This is a genomic window from Halalkalibacter akibai JCM 9157, from assembly GCF_000513135.1.
GTDB classification, from domain to species: Bacteria; Bacillota; Bacilli; order Bacillales; family Bacillaceae_D; genus Halalkalibacter; species Halalkalibacter akibai.
The window spans coordinates 116,633-137,029 of sequence record NZ_BAUV01000004.1 but is presented as its reverse complement, the minus strand read 5'-3'; the positions used below and the strand labels follow the sequence as shown (position 1 = coordinate 137,029).

Genomic DNA, 20,397 nt, shown 5'->3' with positions numbered 1-20,397 from the left:
TCCTTATTGTTTCACAAGACTTGCAATAAAGAAACCATCTGTTTCAAAGTCCTGAGGTAAAATGGTAATCATGCCATTTTCAAATGTTGTTGACTGCCTCGCTTTTAAAGGCAGTCTTTCAGATAATGTTTCATCTAACGTAAAATGAGGATGCTCATTTAAGAATTTTTCAATGACCAATTCATTTTCTTCTTTATCTACAGTACAAGTACTATAGATTAGTTTTCCCCCATTTTTCACTAATTGAGCGGCTTCAGTTAAAATGTCCAGTTGAATTCGTTGAATTGCCTGTATATCTTTTAATTCTTTCGACCATTTTATATCTGGCTTACGACGAATGACACCAAAGCCACTACATGGTGCATCAACGAGTACCCGATCAAATTGATTTTTATCGTATTGAGATGTTAATGTTCTAGCATCAAGTGCAGTTGCAGTTATATTATCTAATCCTAACCGAGATGCTTGTTCCCGGATCAACTTCACTTTATGTTCATGTAAATCAAAAGAAAGTACCTTCCCTTGACCTTCCATTAATTCAGCCATATGTGTTGATTTCCCGCCTGGTGCTGCACATGCATCTATCACTGTCATATTAGGTTCAGTTCCAACAGCTCTTGCTACTAACATTGAACTTTCATCTTGAGCCGTGATATAACCGTCTCGATATGCATTCGTTTTAAAAACATTTCCCTTTTCAATGATGATGGCATCCTCAGATAATACACCTTTTCTGACTTCTAAACCCTCTTCTTCGAGGAGTGAAATAGCGTCTTCTACCGTCGCCTTTATTTTATTCACACGAACAGTTACAGAAGGCGGTACAAGGCTGGATTCACACATCGCTTTTGTTTGTTCATAACCGAACTGATCTGACCAACGTTTTACTAGCCAAATTGGAAAGCTTGTCTCAAGAGCTAATCTTTCAAGATCATCTTCAATCTTATCAAAAGTTGGTAACCCTTCACGAAGAATTGACCTTAACACTCCATTTACCATTCCACTGATTCCCTTATGCCCTCTTTTTTTAGCTATCGTTACTGCCTCATGAACCACCGCACGATCTGGTATACGATCAAGGTAAGCTAACTGATAGACTGACAATCGCAACAAAACTTTAACCCAATCTTGAAGTGAATTCACTCCCTTCTTTACAAAGGATTGTAAATAGAAATCAAGTGTGTCTCTTCTTTGAATCGTTCCATAAACTAGTTCAGTTAATAAACCTACATCTCTTGGATCAAGTTTTGTTCTATTAACGGTTTGATTTAAAAGTAAGTTACTGTATGCTTGATTTTTTTCTATTTGTAGCAGGATTTCAAGGGCTACTTCTCTTACTGGTTTACTCATCTGCTTCTCCTAGCTTGATTCCGGATTTTAAATGGGATCCAGCTCCTCGTATAAACGACTCTGCATCCATTTTCTTTTTACCTGATGGCTGTAATTGTGTTATCTTAATGGCGCTATTACTACCAGTTGACACAATAATTCCGTTTGATTCAACTCTCTCTATAACTCCAGGTTCCAACGAACTTGTTGAAGGTACTTTTTCTCCCCACCAAACTTTTAGTGGCTTTCCTTCTAGAGATGTATAAGCAACAGGCCATGGATGTAACCCGCGAATTTGGTTATATAATTCTTCTCCTGGACGACTCCAATCAAGACGTTCCATTTCTCTGGTAATATTTCTCGCAAACGAAACCTCTTCTTCTTTTTGCACTTCAGGTTTAATTTGACCACTTATAAGCTGAGGAATTGTCTCAATTAATAATTGAGCACCAGCAATGCTTAATTTATCATGCATCGTTCCAACATGATCATCTTCCTCAATTGGCACGCTTACCCGAGAAAGCATGTCTCCAGCATCTAATTTCTCCACCATATACATGATTGTCACTCCTGCGTTCTCCTCACCATCAATAATAGCTTGATGAATAGGTGCACCGCCACGGTATTTGGGAAGAAGGGAAGCATGCACATTTATACAACCATGTGTAGGGAATTCTAATAATTCTTTGGGTAAAATTTGCCCAAAAGCAGCCGTAATAATTAAATCTGGTTTATAAGCCAGTACTTTTTCTACCTCAGTCGACTCTCTAATTTTCTCCGGTTGCAAGACATCTATTTGATGCTTAACTGCTTCTACTTTTACAGGTGGGGGTGTTAATACTTTTTTTCTTCCTACAGGTCGATCCGGTTGTGTGACGACCGCAACTACTTCATACCCTTCTGTTATTAAACTACTTAACACAGGAACAGAAAAATCTGGGGTTCCCATAAAAACAATTCTCATTTTCTAACCACCTTTGGTTGCTCATTATATGAGCACGTTCTATCGCTTTTAATTCATAGCTATAATCAATTAGTTGTTTTTCAATTATGTTTCCTTAACAGCTCCGTTACATTGCGCTTCAGAAGTTTTAAAGGGATTGAATAGCAACAATCCTTGCAGCGGCTCCGCTCATCGCTCGCTTTTAAGTGAAAAAGGTAAAGTTATACCTTTTATTTTGTTTTGAGCTTACGCGGAGGCGATGGCTTCTCTCGCTGCTCGTATTCTCTCAAGAAGTTCGCTCAGAGAATACTTAAGAGCTTGCAGCGGCTCCGCTCATCGCTCGCTTTTAAGTGAAAAAGGTAAAGTTCAACCTTTTATTTTGTTTTGAGCTTACGCGGAGGCGATGGCTTCTCTCGCTGCTCGTCTTCTCTGAGAAGTTCGCTCAGAGAAGACTTAAGAGCTTGCAGCGGCTCCGCTCATCGCTCGCTTTTAAGTGAAAAAGGTAAAGTTCAACCTTTTTCACTTAAAAGCTATGTAAACATATAAGGTTGCATGTCTATTGATATTTGGAGTTGGCCTTGGTTAATTTCTCTTATGTAGTGTTGCTGTATTTCTAACAAGGTTTTTCTTAGGCCCGACTCGTTTCTGTATTTTATCATGCATTGATAGCGATATCTATCTTTTATCCTTGCGAGTGGTGAGGCAACCGGGCCTAATACTACGGTTTGTTCAGAAAGTTCTCGTTTTAGAAAAGTTACTATTTTTTCTGATACATGAATAACTTGTGTTAATTCTGGATGTGAAATGTTTAATAGTACCATATATACATAAGGTGGGTAGACTCCTACTTTTCGTTGGGACATTTCCATCTGAAAAAATCGTTCATAATCATGTGCTTTTACAAGCTCGATGCTATAGTGATCTGGGGTGTAAGATTGAATAATAACCTCTCCTGCCAAATCATGTCTCCCTGCTCGACCACTTACTTGCTCCATCAATTGAAACGTACGCTCAGCTGATCTAAAATCTGGGATGTGTAACATAGAATCTGCTGCTAATACACCGACTAATGTAATTTTAGGAAAGTCAAGTCCTTTAGCAATCATTTGCGTTCCAAGTAATATGTCAGCTTCCCCTCGACCAAAAGCAGATAAAAGTTTTTCATGCGATCCTTTTCGTCTTGTTGTATCAATATCCATTCTAATTACTCTAGCTTCAGGTAACACTTTAGTTAATTCTTCTTCAACCTTTTGTGTCCCTGAACCAAAGAAACGAATGTGGTCGCTGCCACAAGATGAACATGTTTCTGGCATTTTTTCTTCATGCCCGCAGTAATGACATTTTAAAGCATGTTGTGTCCTGTGGTAAGTGAGAGAGATATCACAATGATCACAGGTTGCTACATATCCGCAGTCTCGACACATTACAAACGTTGAATACCCTCTTCTGTTCAAAAAAAGGACTGCTTGTTCTCCTTTTGTTAATCGGTCTTTTAATTGTTCGAGTAACACATTTGAGAACATTGATCTGTTACCTTGACGCAATTCCTCACGCATATCAACAACATTAACCGTTGGCATAGCTCTATTATTTACTCGCTCCGTTAATGGTAATAGATGATAAACTCCCTTAATAGCCCTCGCATATGATTCTAATGAAGGTGTTGCACTACCTAAAATAACTGGACATTGGTGCTCCTTGCCACGCCAAATCGCAACGTCCCTAGCATGATACCGTGGATTTTCTTCTTGCTTGTAGCTTGTCTCATGTTCTTCATCAATAATTATAATTCCTACATTTGTAAATGGAGCAAAGATGGCTGATCTTGCCCCTACAACAACCCTTACTTCGTTTCTTCTAATCTTTCGCCATTCGTCATATTTTTCGCCCATAGATAAACCTGAATGAAAAACAGCAACTTGTGATCCGAACCGCCCTTTAAAGCGCTGTACCATCTGTGGTGTTAAAGAAATTTCAGGAACTAATACGATGGCTTCTCGCCCTTGAGAAAGAGCTTTTGCTATCGCTTGTAAATAAACTTCAGTTTTTCCACTACCCGTGACACCATGTAATAAAAAAGTATCGTGCATGTTTTGATTAAGAGAATCGAGAATCGGGGCAATTGCTTCTGATTGCTTCTCTGTTAATTGTAGCGGTTCAGTTTTCTCATATTCCACTCCACCAAGAGGATCACGATATACTTCTTTTTCAAACTCTTCAACATAGCCTTTTTTAATTAATGTGGTTAAAGTAGCTCTAGTCATCTGAGTCTCTTCTAACAAAGAAGTTACTTTTAATGGTTGCTTAGTTTCTTCTATGTAAGTTAATAGTTCTTTTTGTTTTCCAGCTCTAGCAGGTATGTCATCTAGCTGATGTCTATTACCTGAAACTCGGACAAAGCGCTCGGTTTTTTTCTTGCCTTTTTCTTCAACAAGATAAGCGATCTCGAGAAAACCTTCTCTTGCTGCTTCTTGTATAGCCTTTAAGACTAATTTATTTTCGTTTAATGCACCCCAAGTGATCCTGTTTTCCATTTTGAATAATGGTTGAATGATCTTGGGTAAATGAACTGAATCTGTTAACAAGTGAATTTCCTTCGTTACTTTTGCCCTTAAAGCTGCTGGAATCATTAACTGATAAGCAGATAACTTAAAAGAGAGAGTTTGCTTAGATAACCAATCTCCGAGCCTTATTAACTCTGCGGTTAATACTGGAATTACGTCTAATACTTCTAAGATTGGTTTAACTTGTTTAAATTCAGACTCTTCAGTGATCTCCACTATAAAACCTTGAATTTTTCTTGGTCCGAATGGAACAATAACTCGGGTCCCCTCTTGAATGATGTCCACCCATTGTTCAGGTATAGCGTAGTCAAACGAACGATCCGTTTGTGAACTAGGTACATCTACTATTACTTTTGCAATCATAATTTTCCGTGCCTTTTCATATAAGAAACGATGTCTTGAAGGATACAGTTCGCAGCTTCTCTTTTACTCAGAATTGGGTATTCTTTTTGCTCTCCATCTTTTGTGATGGTCATAATAATATTGGTATCACCTTTGAAGCCTGCGCCTTCTGCTGTAATATTATTAGCGACAATGAGATCCAAGTTTTTTGACTGAAGTTTTTTCTTAGCGTATTCCTCAACTGATTCTGATTCAGCTGCAAACCCTACTAACAATTGTTTTCCTTTGTTTTCACCCATTGTTTTTAAAATATCAATCGTTCTTTCCATTTTTATAGACCAATCACCAGGTTGTTTTTTCCTTTTTTGTGTATAAACCTCACTCGGTCGATAGTCTGCAACAGCTGCTGCTTTAATGACAATATCTGCCTTTTGAAAGTGTTCAATCGCTTTTTCATACATATCTTGGGCCGAAATTACTTTTTCAACGTGAACCCCATTTGGGACTTGAAGCGATGTTGGTCCTGAGACCAGCACGACTTCTGCTCCCTCCGCTTTTGCTGCTTCGGCTATAGCATATCCCATTTTACCTGAAGAATGGTTTGTGAAATAACGAACTGGATCTATTTTTTCCTGAGTAGGTCCTGCTGTTATGAGAACTTTTTTTCCTGCAAGGCAACCGGTTTTGCGTGCGAAATGTTCTTTTAAAATAGAAAGTAATAATTCTGGCTCTGCCATTCTTCCTTTTCCAGTCCATCCACAAGCAAGAAAACCTTCTTCTCCATCCACGACAAGGAAACCATCCTTTTTCAGCGTTTCGACATTACGCATAACAGCAGGATGGTTGTACATGTTGACATTCATAGCTGGAGCCAAGTATATAGGAGCTTTCGTTGCCAACAATGTCGTTGTAAGCATATCGTCTGCTACTCCATTGGCCAATTTAGCAATTACATTCGCGGTAGCAGGCGCTACAAGAATGACATCTGCCCAATCAGCTACATCAATATGAGCAATCTTTTCTGGATCTGGCTCAACAAAGGTGTTATCGTATACAGGTTGACGGGTAAGCGCTTGAAACGTTAAGGGGGTAACAAATTCCTTTGCTGAATTCGTCATCACTACTTTTACATTTGCTTCCGCTTGAATGAGCTTACTAGCCAACGCTGCCGCTTTAAAAGCTGCAATTCCCCCACAAACAGCTAGTACAACATTTCTTCCTTTTAACATACTCCACCTCCAACATACTTTATGTAACGCAAAAAATGATAAAAGAAAAAGGGCTGACTCGAACATCAGACCCTCGTTGCTTATTGCCTTTTAACGCTAGAGTTACTTATAGACCAGATCCTATTTTTATTCTTCGTCGTCTAGTGGGTTAATACGCTTAAAATGCAAGTGATCATCAATAATTTCTTCTAAAGCAACCCCAACAGGCTTATATGATACCGGACGAGATATCATTGGTCCGCGTGAAAGGTCTTCTTTAATTTCACGAGCCCTTTTTGCAGAAACGGTTACTAGTGTGTATTTAGAATCTAATTTGGTTAAAAGCGAGTCAATAGAAGGATATAACATTATTCAACCTCCACAAGTTGTTTGTATTTTTCAATTAAGCGTTCACGTTTACAATGTTCAGCTGTTACAATCGCCTTGATACGATTTACCGCCAAATGAACTTCATCATTCTCAACAACATAGTCATACTTTTTCATCATTTCAATTTCTTCACGAGCAACAGTCATTCTTTTATTAATGATATCTTCCGTTTCCGTTCCTCGTCCAACAATACGGCTTCTAAGTTCAGCCAAACTTGGAGGCATTAAGAAAATAAATACCCCTTCAGGGAATCTCTCTCTTACCTTCAAGGCCCCTTGCACTTCAATTTCTAGTATAATATCTTGCCCGCTTTCTAGCGTCTCTCTTACATATTCAATGGGAGTTCCGTAATAATTCCCTACATACTCTGCCCATTCTAATAATTGATCTTGTTCGATCATTTTTTCAAATTGTTCTCTCGTTTTAAAGAAATAATTCACACCGTTTTGTTCTCCTGCTCTAGGAGAACGAGTCGTGGCAGAAACCGAGTATTGTACGGAAGTATTCTCTTCTCGTAATGCTGCACAAACTGTTCCTTTTCCAACCCCTGCTGGCCCCGATAAAACAATAAGTAGACCTTTTTCTTTCTTCATGGAAACCTCCTACACACTCATCCATTCTTACTATGTACACGTTTTATACTAGTCTTCTCCATTTTCATCTTTACTAGTTAAACGTTGCGCTACCGTTTCTGGTTGAACTGCACTTAGTATAACATGATCGCTATCTGCAATAATAACCGCGCGCGTTCTTCTACCGTACGTAGCATCAATTAACATGTTACGATCACGAGCATCTTGAATAATTCGTTTAATAGGTGCTGACTCTGGACTTACAATGGAAATAATTCGGTTAGCTGATACAATATTTCCAAATCCGATGTTAATCAATTTAATGTTCATATCCTTTACCCCCACATTAGGAGAGCAGCAACACTCTCAACATTGTTATCCAAACTAATCTAACTATATACGAAACTCCGTTCGATTTCTAGTTACTATTCAACATTTTGTACTTGTTCTTTTAATTTTTCTAACATTCCTTTCATTTCAACAACATGTTGCCGGACAGATGTATCAGCTGCTTTCGAACCTATTGTGTTAACTTCACGATTCATTTCTTGAATTAAAAAGTCTAAACGTCTTCCTATTGGCTCAGCCATCTTTAAATAAAGTTCATATTGACTTATGTGTGCTTGTAACCGAACAAGCTCCTCACTTATATCAACTTTCTCAGCAAAAATAGCAATTTCAGTTAGAAGTCTAGCCTCATCAATCTCTAACTCACCTGTCAAAAAAGCTTGAATACGTGTCTCCATTCTTTCTCGATAACGCTCAACTAGGCCTGGAGCTAATTTTTCAACCTCCTTGCAACACTGCAAAAGTTGGTCTAACCGTTTTCTCATATCTAATAACAAAAAACGGCCTTCGTTTTCTCTCATTTGATTAAATGATTGAAGAGCTTGATTGAAACCTGCTAAAATTTCTTCCTCGTCAATTTGAAATTCCTCATTTACTTCTTCAACAGAGACAATTTTTTGATCTGTAAGTAAACGAGTGAGATCTACCTTTGTTTCCTGTTTTAATTTTGATTCAATCACTTTTGCTGCAGATATGTATTGATCAAGTAAATTTTCATCTAACTGCAAAACTTTCTTCTTATCGGCTTCGTCATTAAAATGAAAGCTAACATCAATTTTCCCACGTGAAATATGCTTTTTCATTTCTTGCCTTAGTCGGTCCTCAATTGTTAAAAGAGAATGAGGTAATTTAAAATAGCTGTCAAAAAAACGATGATTAACAGCTTTCATTTCTATCGTCAATTCTCCAAAGATTCCCTTAACAATCGTAACTCCATAGCCTGTCATACTTTTCATTTTTATCACATCCAACCATTATTTTACCGAAAAGCGACAGCTACAACAAGTAATACTCAAACTCACAGAAAAGTCTTAAAAAAAGATCAATTATAAAGAAATCGCCCAAATTTGTTTTCCCACGAAACCAGATTTGATGGATAAGCTTTTAATTGACCTTCACTTTTTTTATTTTCTTTTTATTAATTGAAAACCTCCTAAAACCACAGTTGGAATCGAAGCCATGGCAAGAACAAGTAACCACTCACGGCCTGTTAGAGCGACTGTATGAAATACAGTTTGTAGAGGAGGGTAATAGATGACTGCAATCATTAACAACGTTGAAAGTGCTACTGCTCCGACTAAATATTTATTTTCAAATGGATTTCTGTGATATACAGAATACTCACTTCGACAATCAAACACATGAATTAATTGTGCCATGACAAGAGTGACAAAAGCTACTGTCTGTGCTCTTGTTAAATCGTCTGGATTCACTTGTAATGTCATCCAAAATGCAACTAATGTAACGACCCCAATCATAAAGCCACGGCTTAAGATTTTCCATGTTAATCCCCTAGCAAAAACCCCTTCATTCGGATTTCGCGGAGCCCTTTTCATCACATCGCCTTCTGCCTGATCCATTCCAAGTGCCATTGCTGGTAAACCATCTGTCACCAAGTTGATCCATAAAATCTGAATAGCAACTAACGGAAGCGGCATGCCAAGCATCATCGCAAATAACATGACTAAAATCTCTCCCACATTTGAAGCCATCATGTAGCGGATGAACTTACGAATATTTTCATAAATGTTTCTACCTTCTTTAATAGCTGCTTTAATCGTTGAAAAGTTATCGTCACTTAAAATAAGGGATGAAGCTTCTTTGGCCACATCTGTTCCAGTTATCCCCATTGCGATACCAATATTCGCCGCTTTAATGGCTGGTGCATCATTCACACCATCACCTGTCATTGCAACAATATGTCCTTTTGCCTGAAGCGCTTTTACAATTTTTAATTTGTGTTCAGGAGAAACACGAGCATAAACATCAACATCATCAACTACTTCTTCTAAATCAGCTACACTCATTTTGGACAAAGCCTGACCATCTAGTACTTTGCCTTTTGCCGACAAGATTCCTAATTGGCTGGCAATGGCAGCTGCGGTAATTTTGTGATCCCCGGTAATCATAACTGTTTTAATACCAGCTTGACGGCATTCATTAATGGAATCTTTCACTTCAGGTCTTGGTGGGTCAATCATACCTTCTAATCCTATTAGAGTAAGACCACGTTCTGCTTCAAAAGACTGTTTGCAAGTTTCATTGGTACCAATCTGGCGGTATGCAATAGCTATTGTTCGCAACGCACCACTAGCTAAATTTTCGATTACTGTTTCTACTTCTGATTTTCTTTTTGAAGTTAACACTTCTTCGTTGTCACCATATACAATTTTTGTACATTGGCCTAACACAACATCGGGTGCTCCTTTTGTAATAACAAAAGAGCGTCCTTTTTGATCTTTGACGATAACTGACATCATCTTTCTCGCCGAATCAAAAGGGAATTCAACCACTCTTTTATAATGTTGATCTAAGCCTTTTTTAGAGTAACCAGCCTTCATTGCTGCTACAACAAGAGCACCTTCAGTCGGGTCTCCGTCCATTACATAGTCTTTAACCTGTTTACGCAGCATTCCTTGCTTCACTGTTTTCTCTAGTAAGGATGCATTGTTACAAAGCCATCCAAAACTTAATAGTTGCTGAAGCTTCCGTTCGTTCGTAGGATCTATTTCCTTGCCATTCTTTAGAAATGTGCCTGTAGGTGTATATCCATCACCAGTAATATTCCACTGTTCACCACCACTCCACGCATGTGTAACTGTCATTTTATTTTGAGTAAGTGTTCCTGTTTTATCTGAACAAATAACAGAAGCACACCCTAGCGTTTCAACGGCCGGGAGCTTTCTCACAATGGCCTTTCGCTTGATCATCCGTTGAACACCGAGAGCTAGGGCAACTGTTACAATGGCAGGTAGCCCTTCTGGTATCGCAGCTACAGCAAGTGAAACCCCAGATAAAATCATTGTATACACATCATGACCTTGTAACACACCGATAACAACAACAAGGGCAGTAAGCAATAAAGCAACCGTAATCAAAATTTTTCCTAACTGCTCAAGTCGACGTTGAAGTGGGGTAACTAAAGAAGTTGTAGATTGAAGAAGGTGTGCAATTTTCCCCATCTCTGTTTTCATCCCTGTACCAATGACAACCCCTATAGCGTTTCCTTGAGTAACGAGAGTCCCCATAAAAGCCATATTGGATTGATCTCCTAACTCTACTTCAACACCTATAATAGATTGATGCTTTTTTTGAACAGGAACAGATTCTCCCGTTAAAGAAGATTCATCAATCTGAAGTCCACTCGTGTTTAATAGTCTAATATCAGCCCCAATTCGATCCCCACTTTGAACTTTCACAATGTCACCTGGAACAATTTGAGCAGATAAGACTTTTTTCCACGTGCCATTTCGAAGTACTTGCATTTGTGGGGCAGATAGTTCTTTTAATGCATCTAGTGATTTCTCTGCTTTTCTTTCTTGAACAAAACCGAGTATTCCGTTTAAAAGAACAATAATCATAATCGTAATGGCATCTATGTATCGCCGAGTACCCCCGAGATAAAGGTAGCCGCTAATAGTACAAGCACCATAAAATCTTTAAATTGTCCAAGAAAGACAAATAAAGCAGATGGTTTTTTTCCTTCATCGAGCTTGTTATACCCATAACGTTTTAAGCGCTTCTCTACTTCTTTTTCCGAAAGACCCCTTTCTATACTTGTACCGACGGATGAAGTTACTTCTTCTTCCTTTAATTTATACCAATTCATCTCGACACACCCCACATGATCTTCAATGTTTTAATGAGAAGGCTTATCCTCTCCTTTATACAAGCCATCATATTCAGTGAAGTAGAAAAACATGCTATACTCTAGAGAGCAATTATTTAGAGGTGGTGTTAACGTTTAAATTTAAATCCACCTCAAAATGAAAGGGATGAATATGCCATGTCATTTGATGGATTTATGACAAGGGCGATGACACACGAACTTGCAACGTTGTTAACGTCAGGACGAATTTCTAAAATATATCAACCATATAAAACTGAACTTATTTTTACGGTTCGATCCCAAGGAAAGAATCATCAATTACTTCTCTCGGCAAATGCTAACTTTGCACGAATTCATTTAACAAACGAGAAATATGACAATCCTTCCGTACCACCAATGTTTTGTATGCTACTTCGCAAACATTTAGAAGGAAGTATTATCGAAAAAATTGAGCAATTAAATATGGAGCGCGTAATCATCTTTCACGTAAAAAATAAAGACGAACTCGGTGACGAGACATTTAAATTACTTTATGTAGAGATAATGGGTAGACATAGTAATATCACGTTAGTTGATAGAGAAACAGGCGTGATTTTAGACAGTATTAAACATGTGAGTGTCGCACAAAGCAGCTACAGAACCGTTTTACCAGGACACCCTTATAAACTACCACCAGAGCAACATAAAGCTAATCCATTTGATTTAGATGCAGAAGGATTGTTAAAGAGAATTGACTTTAATGCAGGCAAAATAGATAAACAATTGGTTGAGCAAGTTGCAGGTCTTTCTCCTTTAGTTGCCAAAGAAATCATGTATAGAGCTGGAACGATTGTTAACCGTTCAACCTTACCCGAAAGTTTCTTAGCCGTAATCACTCAATTGAAAAATCATCAGTACGAACCTGAACTTGTGATAAACGGAAAAGAATCTTTCTCTATTTTTCATTTACAGCATCTCAATGGCGAACGGAAATTATTTGATTCTGTTAGTTCTCTTCTCGACCGGTTCTATTATGGTAAAGCTGAACGTGACCGGGTAAAACAACAAGCACATGACCTAGAACGTTTTCTGCGTAACGAGTGGCAGAAAAATAAAAAAAAGATTAAAAAACTAGAACGAACATTAGTCCAAGCTGAACAAGCTAAGGAATATCAAAAACTCGGTGAGCTGTTAACAGCCAATCTACATACCGTTAAACGTGGAGATAAACATGTAGAAGTCATTGACTATTACGATGAAAATGGAGCCATGATTACGATTGAACTTGATCCACAAAAAACACCTTCCGATAATGCTCAAGCTTACTTTAAAAGGTATACGAAAGCTAAAAACTCAGTTGCAGTTGTTGAGGATCAAATTGCCAAAACAGAGCAAGAAGTCCTATACTTTGATCAGCTTATTCAACAAATGGAAAGTGCAGCCCCGAAAGATATCGAAGAAATTAGAGAAGAATTAATTGAAGAAGGTTATATAAGAAGAAGGCAAAAACAACAAAAGAAAAAGAAAGAGGTAAAACCGCAAATCGAACAATACCGTTCAACAACCGGAACAGACTTTTTTGTCGGCAAAAATAATAAGCAAAATGAATATGTAACAAACAAATTCGCAAGGCAAGATGAAATTTGGCTACATACAAAGGACATTCCTGGTTCTCATGTTGTCATTCGCAGTACAGATCCAGATGACCAAACGATCATTGAAGCTGCAACTGTAGCTGCATTTTTCAGTAAGGCCAAACAATCTAGTTCAGTTCCTGTTGATTATACGAAAATTAGACACGTAAAAAAACCTAATGGTGCTAAACCAGGCTTCGTGATTTACGAACAACAAACAACCGTTTTTGTCACTCCCGATGAAGAGCTTGTCCGTACATTACGTCAATAGAACGTATTTAGGGATAGGAAGGGGAATTCCCTTTGCCTATCCCTATTTTTAATATTTTAAATTAAATCTTCTTTGCAACTGTAATTGTTGCCATTTGATTTAATACAGGTGTATGGATTACTCGAATCATTTTTAGTCCAGTTAGCAACTCCGTCAGCTCTTTGTTAGAGTAACGGTGTCTCTTAGTAGAGACATTTGACCACATCAATAATGATTCACGTTCAAACCCTGTCATGTTATTCTGTTCAGCATACTGTTCCGCTGCCTTAGGATTCATTTTAGTTGATGGGTTTAGCATGGCAACAGTCCCACCATTCTTCAGAACTCTCGTCATTTCAGCGAGACCCTTTGCTGGCTCCGGTAGTAAGAACATCACGCAGGTCGATAGAGCAACATCAACCGTTTGATTTCCAATAGGTAATGAGTAAGCATCGCCTGTTTGAAATTGGCTTTTCGTAGTCGATTTTCCATTTGAGACTACAGTACGACTTTTTTCCACCATTTCAGCAGAAAGATCAATACCGATGAGTTCTTGAGCTTCATCCAATCCTCTCTCTAATAAACGCCCCGTTCCACAACCAATATCAAGTATGATTTTATCTTGCCATTGTCCTGATAAAGCTTTTAACTGATCATGGATAGCACCTAGCCACTTGGTCTGTGCCATTCTATCAAAGAAATCAACAAGATCATCAAAATCGGTCCCACTCATTTTCCTCATCCGACAACCCTCCTCATCGGAATTACACTTGTTCCGTCATCCATGCTTCATTTGATGGGTTTTTACGCCATTGGTTTAAACGTTCTGCTTGTTCTTCTGTAATTGTCCCTTTATTATTGGCAACTTCAAGAAGTGTAGAATAAGATGTTAAAACATGAGCTTTTAAGTTAGCCTCATTAAATGCATCATACGCTTTTGGAAATTCGTATGTAAAGATAGCAACGACAGCAACCACTTCAGCGCCAACAGCTCTAAGAGCCTCTGCAGCTTGAATAACACTTCCACCTGTCGATATTAGGTCTTCAACTAAGACAACTTTTTGACCTTTTTCAATTTTACCTTCAATTTGATTTTGTTTCCCATGACCTTTTGCACTACCTCTTACATAGCTCATTGGTAAATCTAGGGCATCTGCTAGTAGCGCGGCATGAGGAATTCCAGCTGTAGCTGTTCCTGCAATCACATCTACTTCCATATCTTTAACTAGCTCAACAAATCCAGCAATTATATCTTTTCTCACATGAGGATATGATAGAGTTAAGCGATTATCACAATAAATGGGTGATTTAATACCAGAAGTCCATGTAAACGGCTCGGTTGGTCTTAAATGCACAGCACCAATATCTAATAAATGATTTGCAATTTCTTGTTTCATTTTAAACCCTCCCACTCTTGTTTCATTGCTTGATAAACTTCAACAGGTTGGTCAGCATTTGTAATGCTTCTTCCAACAACGATTCCATAACATCCTAGTTCTCTTGCTTGCCCTGGTGTTACAATTCGTTTCTGATCTCCTACCTCATCTTCAGGTCTGCGAATTCCAGGACATACTGTGTAAAAGTGAGTACCGCACGCCTCGTGGATAAGCGGAACTTCTTTGGCAGAGCAAACAACCCCGTCTACTCCACTGTCCAGTGCAAATGAAGCATAAGATTGGACCACTTCATTTAGCGGTCGTTCAATCAGTAATTCACTACGCATCGTTTCCTCATCTGTACTCGTTAATTGCGTTACTGCAATTAATAATGGGCGCTTTTGCCCAGCGGCTGTTCCTTGCTCAAGTCCTTCTCTGGCTGCTGTCATCATTCGTTTTCCGCCAGCAGCATGAACATTTACAATATCTATATTTAAGCTAGCTAACTCTTTCATGGATCGCCCAACTGTATTGGGAATATCATGTAACTTTAAGTCTAGAAAAATTTGATGACCTTCTGCTTTAAGCTCTTCAATAACTTGTCTTCCTTCACGATAGAATAATTCCATCCCTACTTTAACAAATAACGATTCATTCTTGAATTGAGTTAATAACTCCAAGCGCTTTTCTTTATTATCTAAATCAAGAGCAATTATGAATGGACGTTGCATGTTTTATAGCTCCCTCCAATAAGATCAGTTATATGCTCAACCCCAAGTTCATCTAGGAGGCTCGGTAATTCTTCAATAATGGTTGGGCACACATAAGGATCAGTAAAGTTGGCCGTACCTACTGCAACAGCACTTGCCCCTGCAAGCATAAATTCGACTACATCTTCAGCCGTTTGAATCCCACCCATTCCAATGATTGGGATATCTACTACCTGGCTAACTTGATGAATCATACGTATCGCTACAGGTTTGATAGCAGGACCCGATAAACCACCATAACCGTTAGATAGAATCGGCTTCCTTCTGCGTAAATCTATCTTCATCCCCAGTAAGGTATTGATCATAGATAGTCCGTCCGCTCCAGCTCTCTCAACTGCTTTTGCGATCTCTACGATATCTGCTACGTTTGGTGAAAGCTTTACATAGACTGGTACAGCAGAAACATTTTTTACTTCTTTTGTTAACTCCGCAGCTATCTCAGGTACCGTCCCAAACGTAATTCCACCTTTCTTCACGTTAGGACATGAAATGTTTAACTCAATCGCATGAACATTTTTTATTTTAGAGAGTTTAGCAGTTGTCTCAACATAATCTGCAATTTCTGTTCCAGCTACATTCGCAACGATAGGTACATCAAATTTTTCTAACCAAGGTAATTCATTTGTCATAACCCCTTCAAGCCCTGGGTTTTGCAAACCAATTGCATTTAACATTCCAGCTGTAGTTTCTGCTACTCGAGGCGTAGGATTGCCAAAACGCGCTTCTGCCGTCGTTGCTTTAATCGCAATTGCTCCAAGTAATTCAAGATCATAATAATTTGCGTACTCTTTACCAAACCCAAAACATCCGGATGCAGGCATAATCGGGTTTCTCATTGAAAGTCCTGGTAATTCAACATTTAACCTACTCATAGTACAACCTCCCCAACCGGAAAGACTGGACCATCCGTACAGACTTTACGGTATTTCGTTCCTGTTTCATCTCCCACTACGTGGCAGACACAGGCAAAGCACGCTCCAACTCCACATCCCATTCGTTCTTCAAGAGATAAAAACAAACGTCTATCACTATAAGCATTTTGTAGCGCTGAGAGCATCGGAGTAGGACCACATGTATACATCGTGTCAAAAGAAAGATGCTTTTCCTTTATGACATCCGTCACAAATCCTTTTTCTCCGTATGTCCCATCTACTGTAACTACATATGTCTCACCGAGTTCCAAGAATTCTTTTTCATAAAAAACATTCTCTTTACTTTGGAACCCTAACACGTGAATGACATGAACTCCGCGCTTTTTTAATTGCTTTGATAAATTGTAGAGAGGAGGGACACCGATTCCACCACCAACGAGGAGAGCTGTTTCTCCTCGCTCAGTAGCTTCTAATGGAAACCCATTGCCTAACGGGCCAAGAACGTCAATTTTCTCTCCGATTTGCTTTGAAGAAAGACGTTTAGTTCCTTTTCCTTCGACACGGTAGAGCATTGTAACAGTTTCTTCCTCTAAATCAACGTCACAAATACTAATTGGTCTTCTAAGCAAAAGATCATCTGACGTATCTACTCGTAAATGTAAGAACTGCCCAGGTTGTGTCATTTGCTTTACAAGGGGTCCCGAACATTTCAATTCCATAATATTCGCCGCAATGGTTTCATGGTGGTTTATCTTTAGCCAATCTTTTTTAATCATAGTCCCTCCGCCTCTCTACATTTGCATTTGTGGCATGCTCTCAGAAGAAAATGTAATTGATTCAAGTACTCTTAACAAAGCCTCTGCTGTATCAATAGATGTTAAGCATACAACGCCATTTTCTACTGCTTCACGACGAATACGGAATCCATCACGAGCTGGTTGCTTTCCACGTGTTAATGTGTTTATAACAAATTGAGCTTGTCCTTGTTGAATGACATCAAGTAAATGTGGTTTTTCCTCACCAATTTTATTTACAACTGTTACTGGAATATTCTTATCTTTTATAAAGCTGGCTGTACCTGCCGTTGCTAAAATATCAAAGCCAAGTGCGTGGAAACGTTCTACTAAGCTTAACGCCTCTTCCTTATCTTTATCAGCCACAGTAAACAACACAGAACCATGAGTTGGAATACTCATACCAGATGCAATTAAGCCTTTATAAAGTGCTTTCTCAAGTGTTGTGTCTCGTCCCATCACTTCTCCTGTTGATTTCATCTCTGGCCCAAGCGTGATATCGACACGGCGAAGTTTAGCAAATGAGAATACTGGTACTTTAACAGATACTTCTTTCGCTTCTGGTTGATATCCTGTTTCATATCCTAGCTGCGGTAATGTTTGACCGAGCATGACTTTTGTAGCCAAATTTGCCATAGGAACACCTGTAATTTTACTTAAGAAAGGTACGGTTCGGCTTGAACGAGGATTTACTTCTAGGACATACACCTCATCTTTGTGCCAAACAAATTGAATGTTAAGTAATCCAATAATTTTTAACCCTCTTGCAATTGAGATGGTGCGATCAATTAACTTTTGTTTTAAATCTTCTGGAACAGTTTGCGGAGGATAAACAGCAATTGAATCACCTGAGTGAACTCCTGCACGTTCAATATGCTCCATAATACCTGGGATAAAGACATTCTCTCCATCTGATATTGCATCAACTTCTAGCTCTTTACCTGTTAAGTAACGATCTACTAAAACTGGATGCTTTGGATTTACATTAACGGCATTTGTCATATAATTTAAAAGTTCTTCTTCTTTATATACAATTTCCATTGCTCGGCCACCTAGCACATAAGACGGACGAACAAGTACTGGATAACCAATATCATTAGCGATCGCGATGGCTCCCTCTACTGAAGTAGCTGTACGACCTAGTGGTTGAGGAATGTCAAGTGAAATAAGTTTTTGTTCAAACTTATCACGATCCTCTGCAAGGTCCATACTTTCTAATGAAGTACCAATTATAGGAACACCTCGCGATTCAAGGTCAGCAGCAAGGTTGATCGCTGTTTGTCCACCAAATTGTACGATTACACCTTCTGGCTTCTCTTGTTCATAGACATGCATAACATCCTCAACCGTTAAAGGTTCGAAGTATAGTTTGTCTGAAGTACTAAAGTCTGTAGACACAGTTTCTGGATTGTTATTAATGATAATGGCTTCATATCCGGCTTCTTTAATCGCCCAAACGGTATGCACCGTTGCATAATCAAATTCAATCCCTTGCCCGATACGAATTGGACCAGACCCTAGAACTAATATACTTTTCTTTTCTGTTTGAATGGCTTCATTCTCATCTTCATAAGTTCCATAGAAGTAAGGTGTTTCTGATTCAAACTCTGCTGCACATGTATCAACCATTTTATAAACAGGTCGAATTTCATTTTCTTTACGAAGATCCCAAACTTGACGTTCTTCTTGATTCCAAAATCTTGCAATCGCAATATCTGAAAATCCACGTTCTTTTGCTTTTTGAAGAAGCTCAAGATCATTTGGTGCATTAATTAATTCATTTTCGATTGCAACAATACGAGCTAATTTCTGCATGAAAAAGCGATCAATTTTTGTTAAATCACAAAGTGTTTGAATGGATTCACCACGTCGAATTAATTCCGCTAATTCAAACAATCGTTCGTCATCAGCCTTTTGAATTCTTTCTAAAAGGACCTCTGTTTCTTGCTTAGCTATTTTCGCATCATAAATATGATCATAACCAGCCTCTAAAGAACGAACTGCCTTTAGTAATGATTCTTCTAAGTTACGACCAATCGCCATAACTTCACCGGTTGCTTTCATTTGTGTTCCAAGAGAACGATTTGCTGCATCAAACTTATCAAACGGCCAACGTGGAATTTTTGAAACAACATAATCTAACGCTGGTTCAAAGCTTGCGTATGTTTTACCTGTGATTGGATTCATCAGTTCATCTAGACTGTATCCTACAGCAATCTTCGCAGCCATCTTCGCAATTGGATAGCCCGTAGCTTTAGAAGCAAGCGCTGAAGAGCGACTTACACGTGGATTAACTTCAATAATGTAATACTGATCACTATTTGCATCGTGAGCAAATTGAACATTACAACCACCTTCAATTCCTAATGCACGAATGATCGTTAATGATGCGTTTCTTAAACGTTGATAGTCACGATCTGTGAGTGTTTGACTCGGTGCAACAACAATTGAATCCCCCGTATGAACACCTACTGGATCAAAGTTCTCCATGTTACATACTACAATTGCCTGATCTTTTGCATCACGCATTACTTCATATTCTACTTCCTTAAAGCCGGCGATGCTTTTCTCAATTAAACATTGTGTAACCGGACTATACTTAAGTCCGCTTGTAACGATTTCTCGTAACTGTTCATCATTATGAACAATTCCTCCACCCGTTCCTCCAAGCGTATATGCAGGACGAACAATGATGGGATAACCAATAACTTGTACAAAATCATACGCTTCTTGAAGTGTATGAACAATTTCACTTTCAGGGACTGGCTGATCTAAATCTCTCATTAATGAACGGAATAAATCACGATCTTCCGCTTTCTTAATAGCTTCTAGATTTGTACCTAATAATTCAATATTATATCTTTCTAAAATCCCAGCTTCTTCAAGTTCCATAGCCATATTTAGTCCAGTTTGTCCACCTAATGTTGCGACAATTCCATCTGGACGTTCTTTGCGGATAATACGGCTTACGAAATCAAGCGTGATTGGTTCAATGTAAACACGATCAGCCATCGTTGTATCTGTCATAATTGTTGCAGGATTTGAGTTAATTAAAATAACCTCGTATCCTTCTTCTTTAAGAGCTTGACATGCTTGTGTTCCTGCGTAATCAAACTCAGCAGCTTGTCCAATTATGATAGGACCTGACCCAATTACTAATATTTTATTTATATCATTACGTCTACCCATGAAATTCT

15 protein-coding genes and 1 pseudogene are annotated in these 20,397 nt (G+C 38.6%); 1 reads left to right on the top strand and 15 read right to left on the bottom strand.

What is annotated here, in order from left to right; genetic code table 11:
* Nucleotides 1–3 precede the first annotated feature (3 nt).
* The 9 genes and pseudogenes from rsmB to JCM9157_RS04250 all read right to left on the bottom strand — a co-directional run bounded on the left by rsmB (nt 4) and on the right by JCM9157_RS04250 (nt 11,525).
* Nucleotides 4–1,350 (bottom strand): 16S rRNA (cytosine(967)-C(5))-methyltransferase RsmB, encoded by a 1,347-nt coding sequence (gene rsmB, locus JCM9157_RS04290; protein WP_035662544.1) that lies wholly within the window; start codon nt 1,348–1,350, stop codon nt 4–6.
* Complete coding sequence (gene fmt / locus JCM9157_RS04285) at nt 1,343–2,293, bottom strand: methionyl-tRNA formyltransferase (protein WP_035662542.1); 951 nt, start codon at nt 2,291–2,293, stop codon at nt 1,343–1,345. Before fmt ends, rsmB begins: the two co-directional genes overlap by 8 nt.
* A 509-nt stretch (nt 2,294–2,802) precedes the next feature.
* Nucleotides 2,803–5,199, bottom strand: coding sequence for a primosomal protein N' (gene priA / locus JCM9157_RS04280; protein ID WP_235714787.1), 2,397 nt, complete (start codon nt 5,197–5,199; stop codon nt 2,803–2,805).
* A complete protein-coding gene (gene coaBC, locus JCM9157_RS04275; RefSeq protein WP_035662538.1) occupies nt 5,196–6,407 on the bottom strand; it encodes a bifunctional phosphopantothenoylcysteine decarboxylase/phosphopantothenate--cysteine ligase CoaBC in 1,212 nt (403 codons plus the stop codon). The genes priA and coaBC overlap by 4 nt, the downstream gene beginning before the upstream one ends.
* 126 nt (nt 6,408–6,533) lie before the next feature.
* On the bottom strand, nt 6,534–6,755 hold the full coding sequence (gene rpoZ / locus JCM9157_RS04270) for a DNA-directed RNA polymerase subunit omega (protein ID WP_035662535.1): 222 nt from the start codon (nt 6,753–6,755) through the stop codon (nt 6,534–6,536).
* Nucleotides 6,755–7,369 carry a guanylate kinase gene (gene gmk / locus JCM9157_RS04265; RefSeq protein WP_035662532.1) on the bottom strand — a complete coding sequence of 205 codons (615 nt, stop codon included), beginning with the start codon at nt 7,367–7,369 and terminating at the stop codon, nt 6,755–6,757. Before gmk ends, rpoZ begins: the two co-directional genes overlap by 1 nt.
* A 48-nt stretch (nt 7,370–7,417) precedes the next feature.
* A complete protein-coding gene (gene remA, locus JCM9157_RS04260; RefSeq protein ID WP_035662529.1) occupies nt 7,418–7,678 on the bottom strand; it encodes an extracellular matrix/biofilm regulator RemA in 261 nt (86 codons plus the stop codon).
* A 95-nt stretch (nt 7,679–7,773) separates the two neighbouring features.
* A complete protein-coding gene (locus tag JCM9157_RS04255; RefSeq protein WP_035662527.1) occupies nt 7,774–8,652 on the bottom strand; it encodes a YicC/YloC family endoribonuclease in 879 nt (292 codons plus the stop codon).
* Nucleotides 8,653–8,820: 168 nt separating this feature from the next.
* Nucleotides 8,821–11,525 (bottom strand): annotated as a pseudogene (locus tag JCM9157_RS04250) (calcium-translocating P-type ATPase, SERCA-type).
* 177 nt (nt 11,526–11,702) lie between these two features.
* On the opposite strand from JCM9157_RS04250, the gene JCM9157_RS04245 reads away from it, so the two are divergent.
* Nucleotides 11,703–13,409 (top strand): Rqc2 family fibronectin-binding protein, encoded by a 1,707-nt coding sequence (locus tag JCM9157_RS04245; protein WP_035662524.1) that lies wholly within the window; start codon nt 11,703–11,705, stop codon nt 13,407–13,409.
* 61 nt (nt 13,410–13,470) lie between these two features.
* Here JCM9157_RS04245 and JCM9157_RS04240 read toward each other — a convergent pair whose 3' ends face one another.
* The 6 genes from JCM9157_RS04240 to carB are packed head-to-tail and all read right to left on the bottom strand — an operon-like array spanning nt 13,471 to nt 20,389.
* Entirely contained in the window at nt 13,471–14,130 is a 660-nt protein-coding gene (locus JCM9157_RS04240; RefSeq protein WP_035662521.1) for a class I SAM-dependent methyltransferase, read from the bottom strand.
* A 22-nt stretch (nt 14,131–14,152) separates the two neighbouring features.
* Nucleotides 14,153–14,785 carry an orotate phosphoribosyltransferase gene (gene pyrE, locus JCM9157_RS04235; RefSeq protein WP_035662519.1) on the bottom strand — a complete coding sequence of 211 codons (633 nt, stop codon included), beginning with the start codon at nt 14,783–14,785 and terminating at the stop codon, nt 14,153–14,155.
* Nucleotides 14,782–15,495, bottom strand: coding sequence for an orotidine-5'-phosphate decarboxylase (gene pyrF, locus JCM9157_RS04230; protein WP_035662517.1), 714 nt, complete (start codon nt 15,493–15,495; stop codon nt 14,782–14,784). Before pyrF ends, pyrE begins: the two co-directional genes overlap by 4 nt.
* A complete protein-coding gene (locus JCM9157_RS04225; protein WP_035662514.1) occupies nt 15,477–16,406 on the bottom strand; it encodes a dihydroorotate dehydrogenase in 930 nt (309 codons plus the stop codon). The genes pyrF and JCM9157_RS04225 overlap by 19 nt, the downstream gene beginning before the upstream one ends.
* A complete protein-coding gene (locus JCM9157_RS04220; protein ID WP_035662511.1) occupies nt 16,403–17,182 on the bottom strand; it encodes a dihydroorotate dehydrogenase electron transfer subunit in 780 nt (259 codons plus the stop codon). The genes JCM9157_RS04225 and JCM9157_RS04220 overlap by 4 nt, the downstream gene beginning before the upstream one ends.
* 15 nt (nt 17,183–17,197) lie before the next feature.
* A complete protein-coding gene (carB, locus tag JCM9157_RS04215) occupies nt 17,198–20,389 on the bottom strand; it encodes a carbamoyl-phosphate synthase large subunit (RefSeq protein ID WP_035662508.1) in 3,192 nt (1,063 codons plus the stop codon).
* Between the last annotated feature and the right edge of the window lie 8 nt (nt 20,390–20,397).

Excerpts from the sequence above, each read along its gene's own strand:
- rsmB (WP_035662544.1), bottom strand. The coding sequence starts at position 1,350 with ATGAGTAAACCAGTAAGAGAAGTAGCCCTTGAAATCCTGCTACAAATA.
- fmt (WP_035662542.1), bottom strand. The coding sequence starts at position 2,293 with ATGAGAATTGTTTTTATGGGAACCCCAGATTTTTCTGTTCCTGTGTTA.
- priA (WP_235714787.1), bottom strand. The coding sequence starts at position 5,199 with ATGATTGCAAAAGTAATAGTAGATGTACCTAGTTCACAAACGGATCGT.
- coaBC (WP_035662538.1), bottom strand. The coding sequence starts at position 6,407 with ATGTTAAAAGGAAGAAATGTTGTACTAGCTGTTTGTGGGGGAATTGCA.
- rpoZ (WP_035662535.1), bottom strand. The coding sequence starts at position 6,755 with ATGTTATATCCTTCTATTGACTCGCTTTTAACCAAATTAGATTCTAAA.
- gmk (WP_035662532.1), bottom strand. The coding sequence starts at position 7,369 with ATGAAGAAAGAAAAAGGTCTACTTATTGTTTTATCGGGGCCAGCAGGG.
- remA (WP_035662529.1), bottom strand. The coding sequence starts at position 7,678 with ATGAACATTAAATTGATTAACATCGGATTTGGAAATATTGTATCAGCT.
- JCM9157_RS04255 (WP_035662527.1), bottom strand. The coding sequence starts at position 8,652 with ATGAAAAGTATGACAGGCTATGGAGTTACGATTGTTAAGGGAATCTTT.
- JCM9157_RS04245 (WP_035662524.1), top strand. The coding sequence starts at position 11,703 with ATGTCATTTGATGGATTTATGACAAGGGCGATGACACACGAACTTGCA.
- JCM9157_RS04240 (WP_035662521.1), bottom strand. The coding sequence starts at position 14,130 with ATGAGGAAAATGAGTGGGACCGATTTTGATGATCTTGTTGATTTCTTT.
- pyrE (WP_035662519.1), bottom strand. The coding sequence starts at position 14,785 with ATGAAACAAGAAATTGCAAATCATTTATTAGATATTGGTGCTGTGCAT.
- pyrF (WP_035662517.1), bottom strand. The coding sequence starts at position 15,495 with ATGCAACGTCCATTCATAATTGCTCTTGATTTAGATAATAAAGAAAAG.
- JCM9157_RS04225 (WP_035662514.1), bottom strand. The coding sequence starts at position 16,406 with ATGAGTAGGTTAAATGTTGAATTACCAGGACTTTCAATGAGAAACCCG.
- JCM9157_RS04220 (WP_035662511.1), bottom strand. The coding sequence starts at position 17,182 with ATGATTAAAAAAGATTGGCTAAAGATAAACCACCATGAAACCATTGCG.
- carB (WP_035662508.1), bottom strand. The coding sequence starts at position 20,389 with ATGGGTAGACGTAATGATATAAATAAAATATTAGTAATTGGGTCAGGT.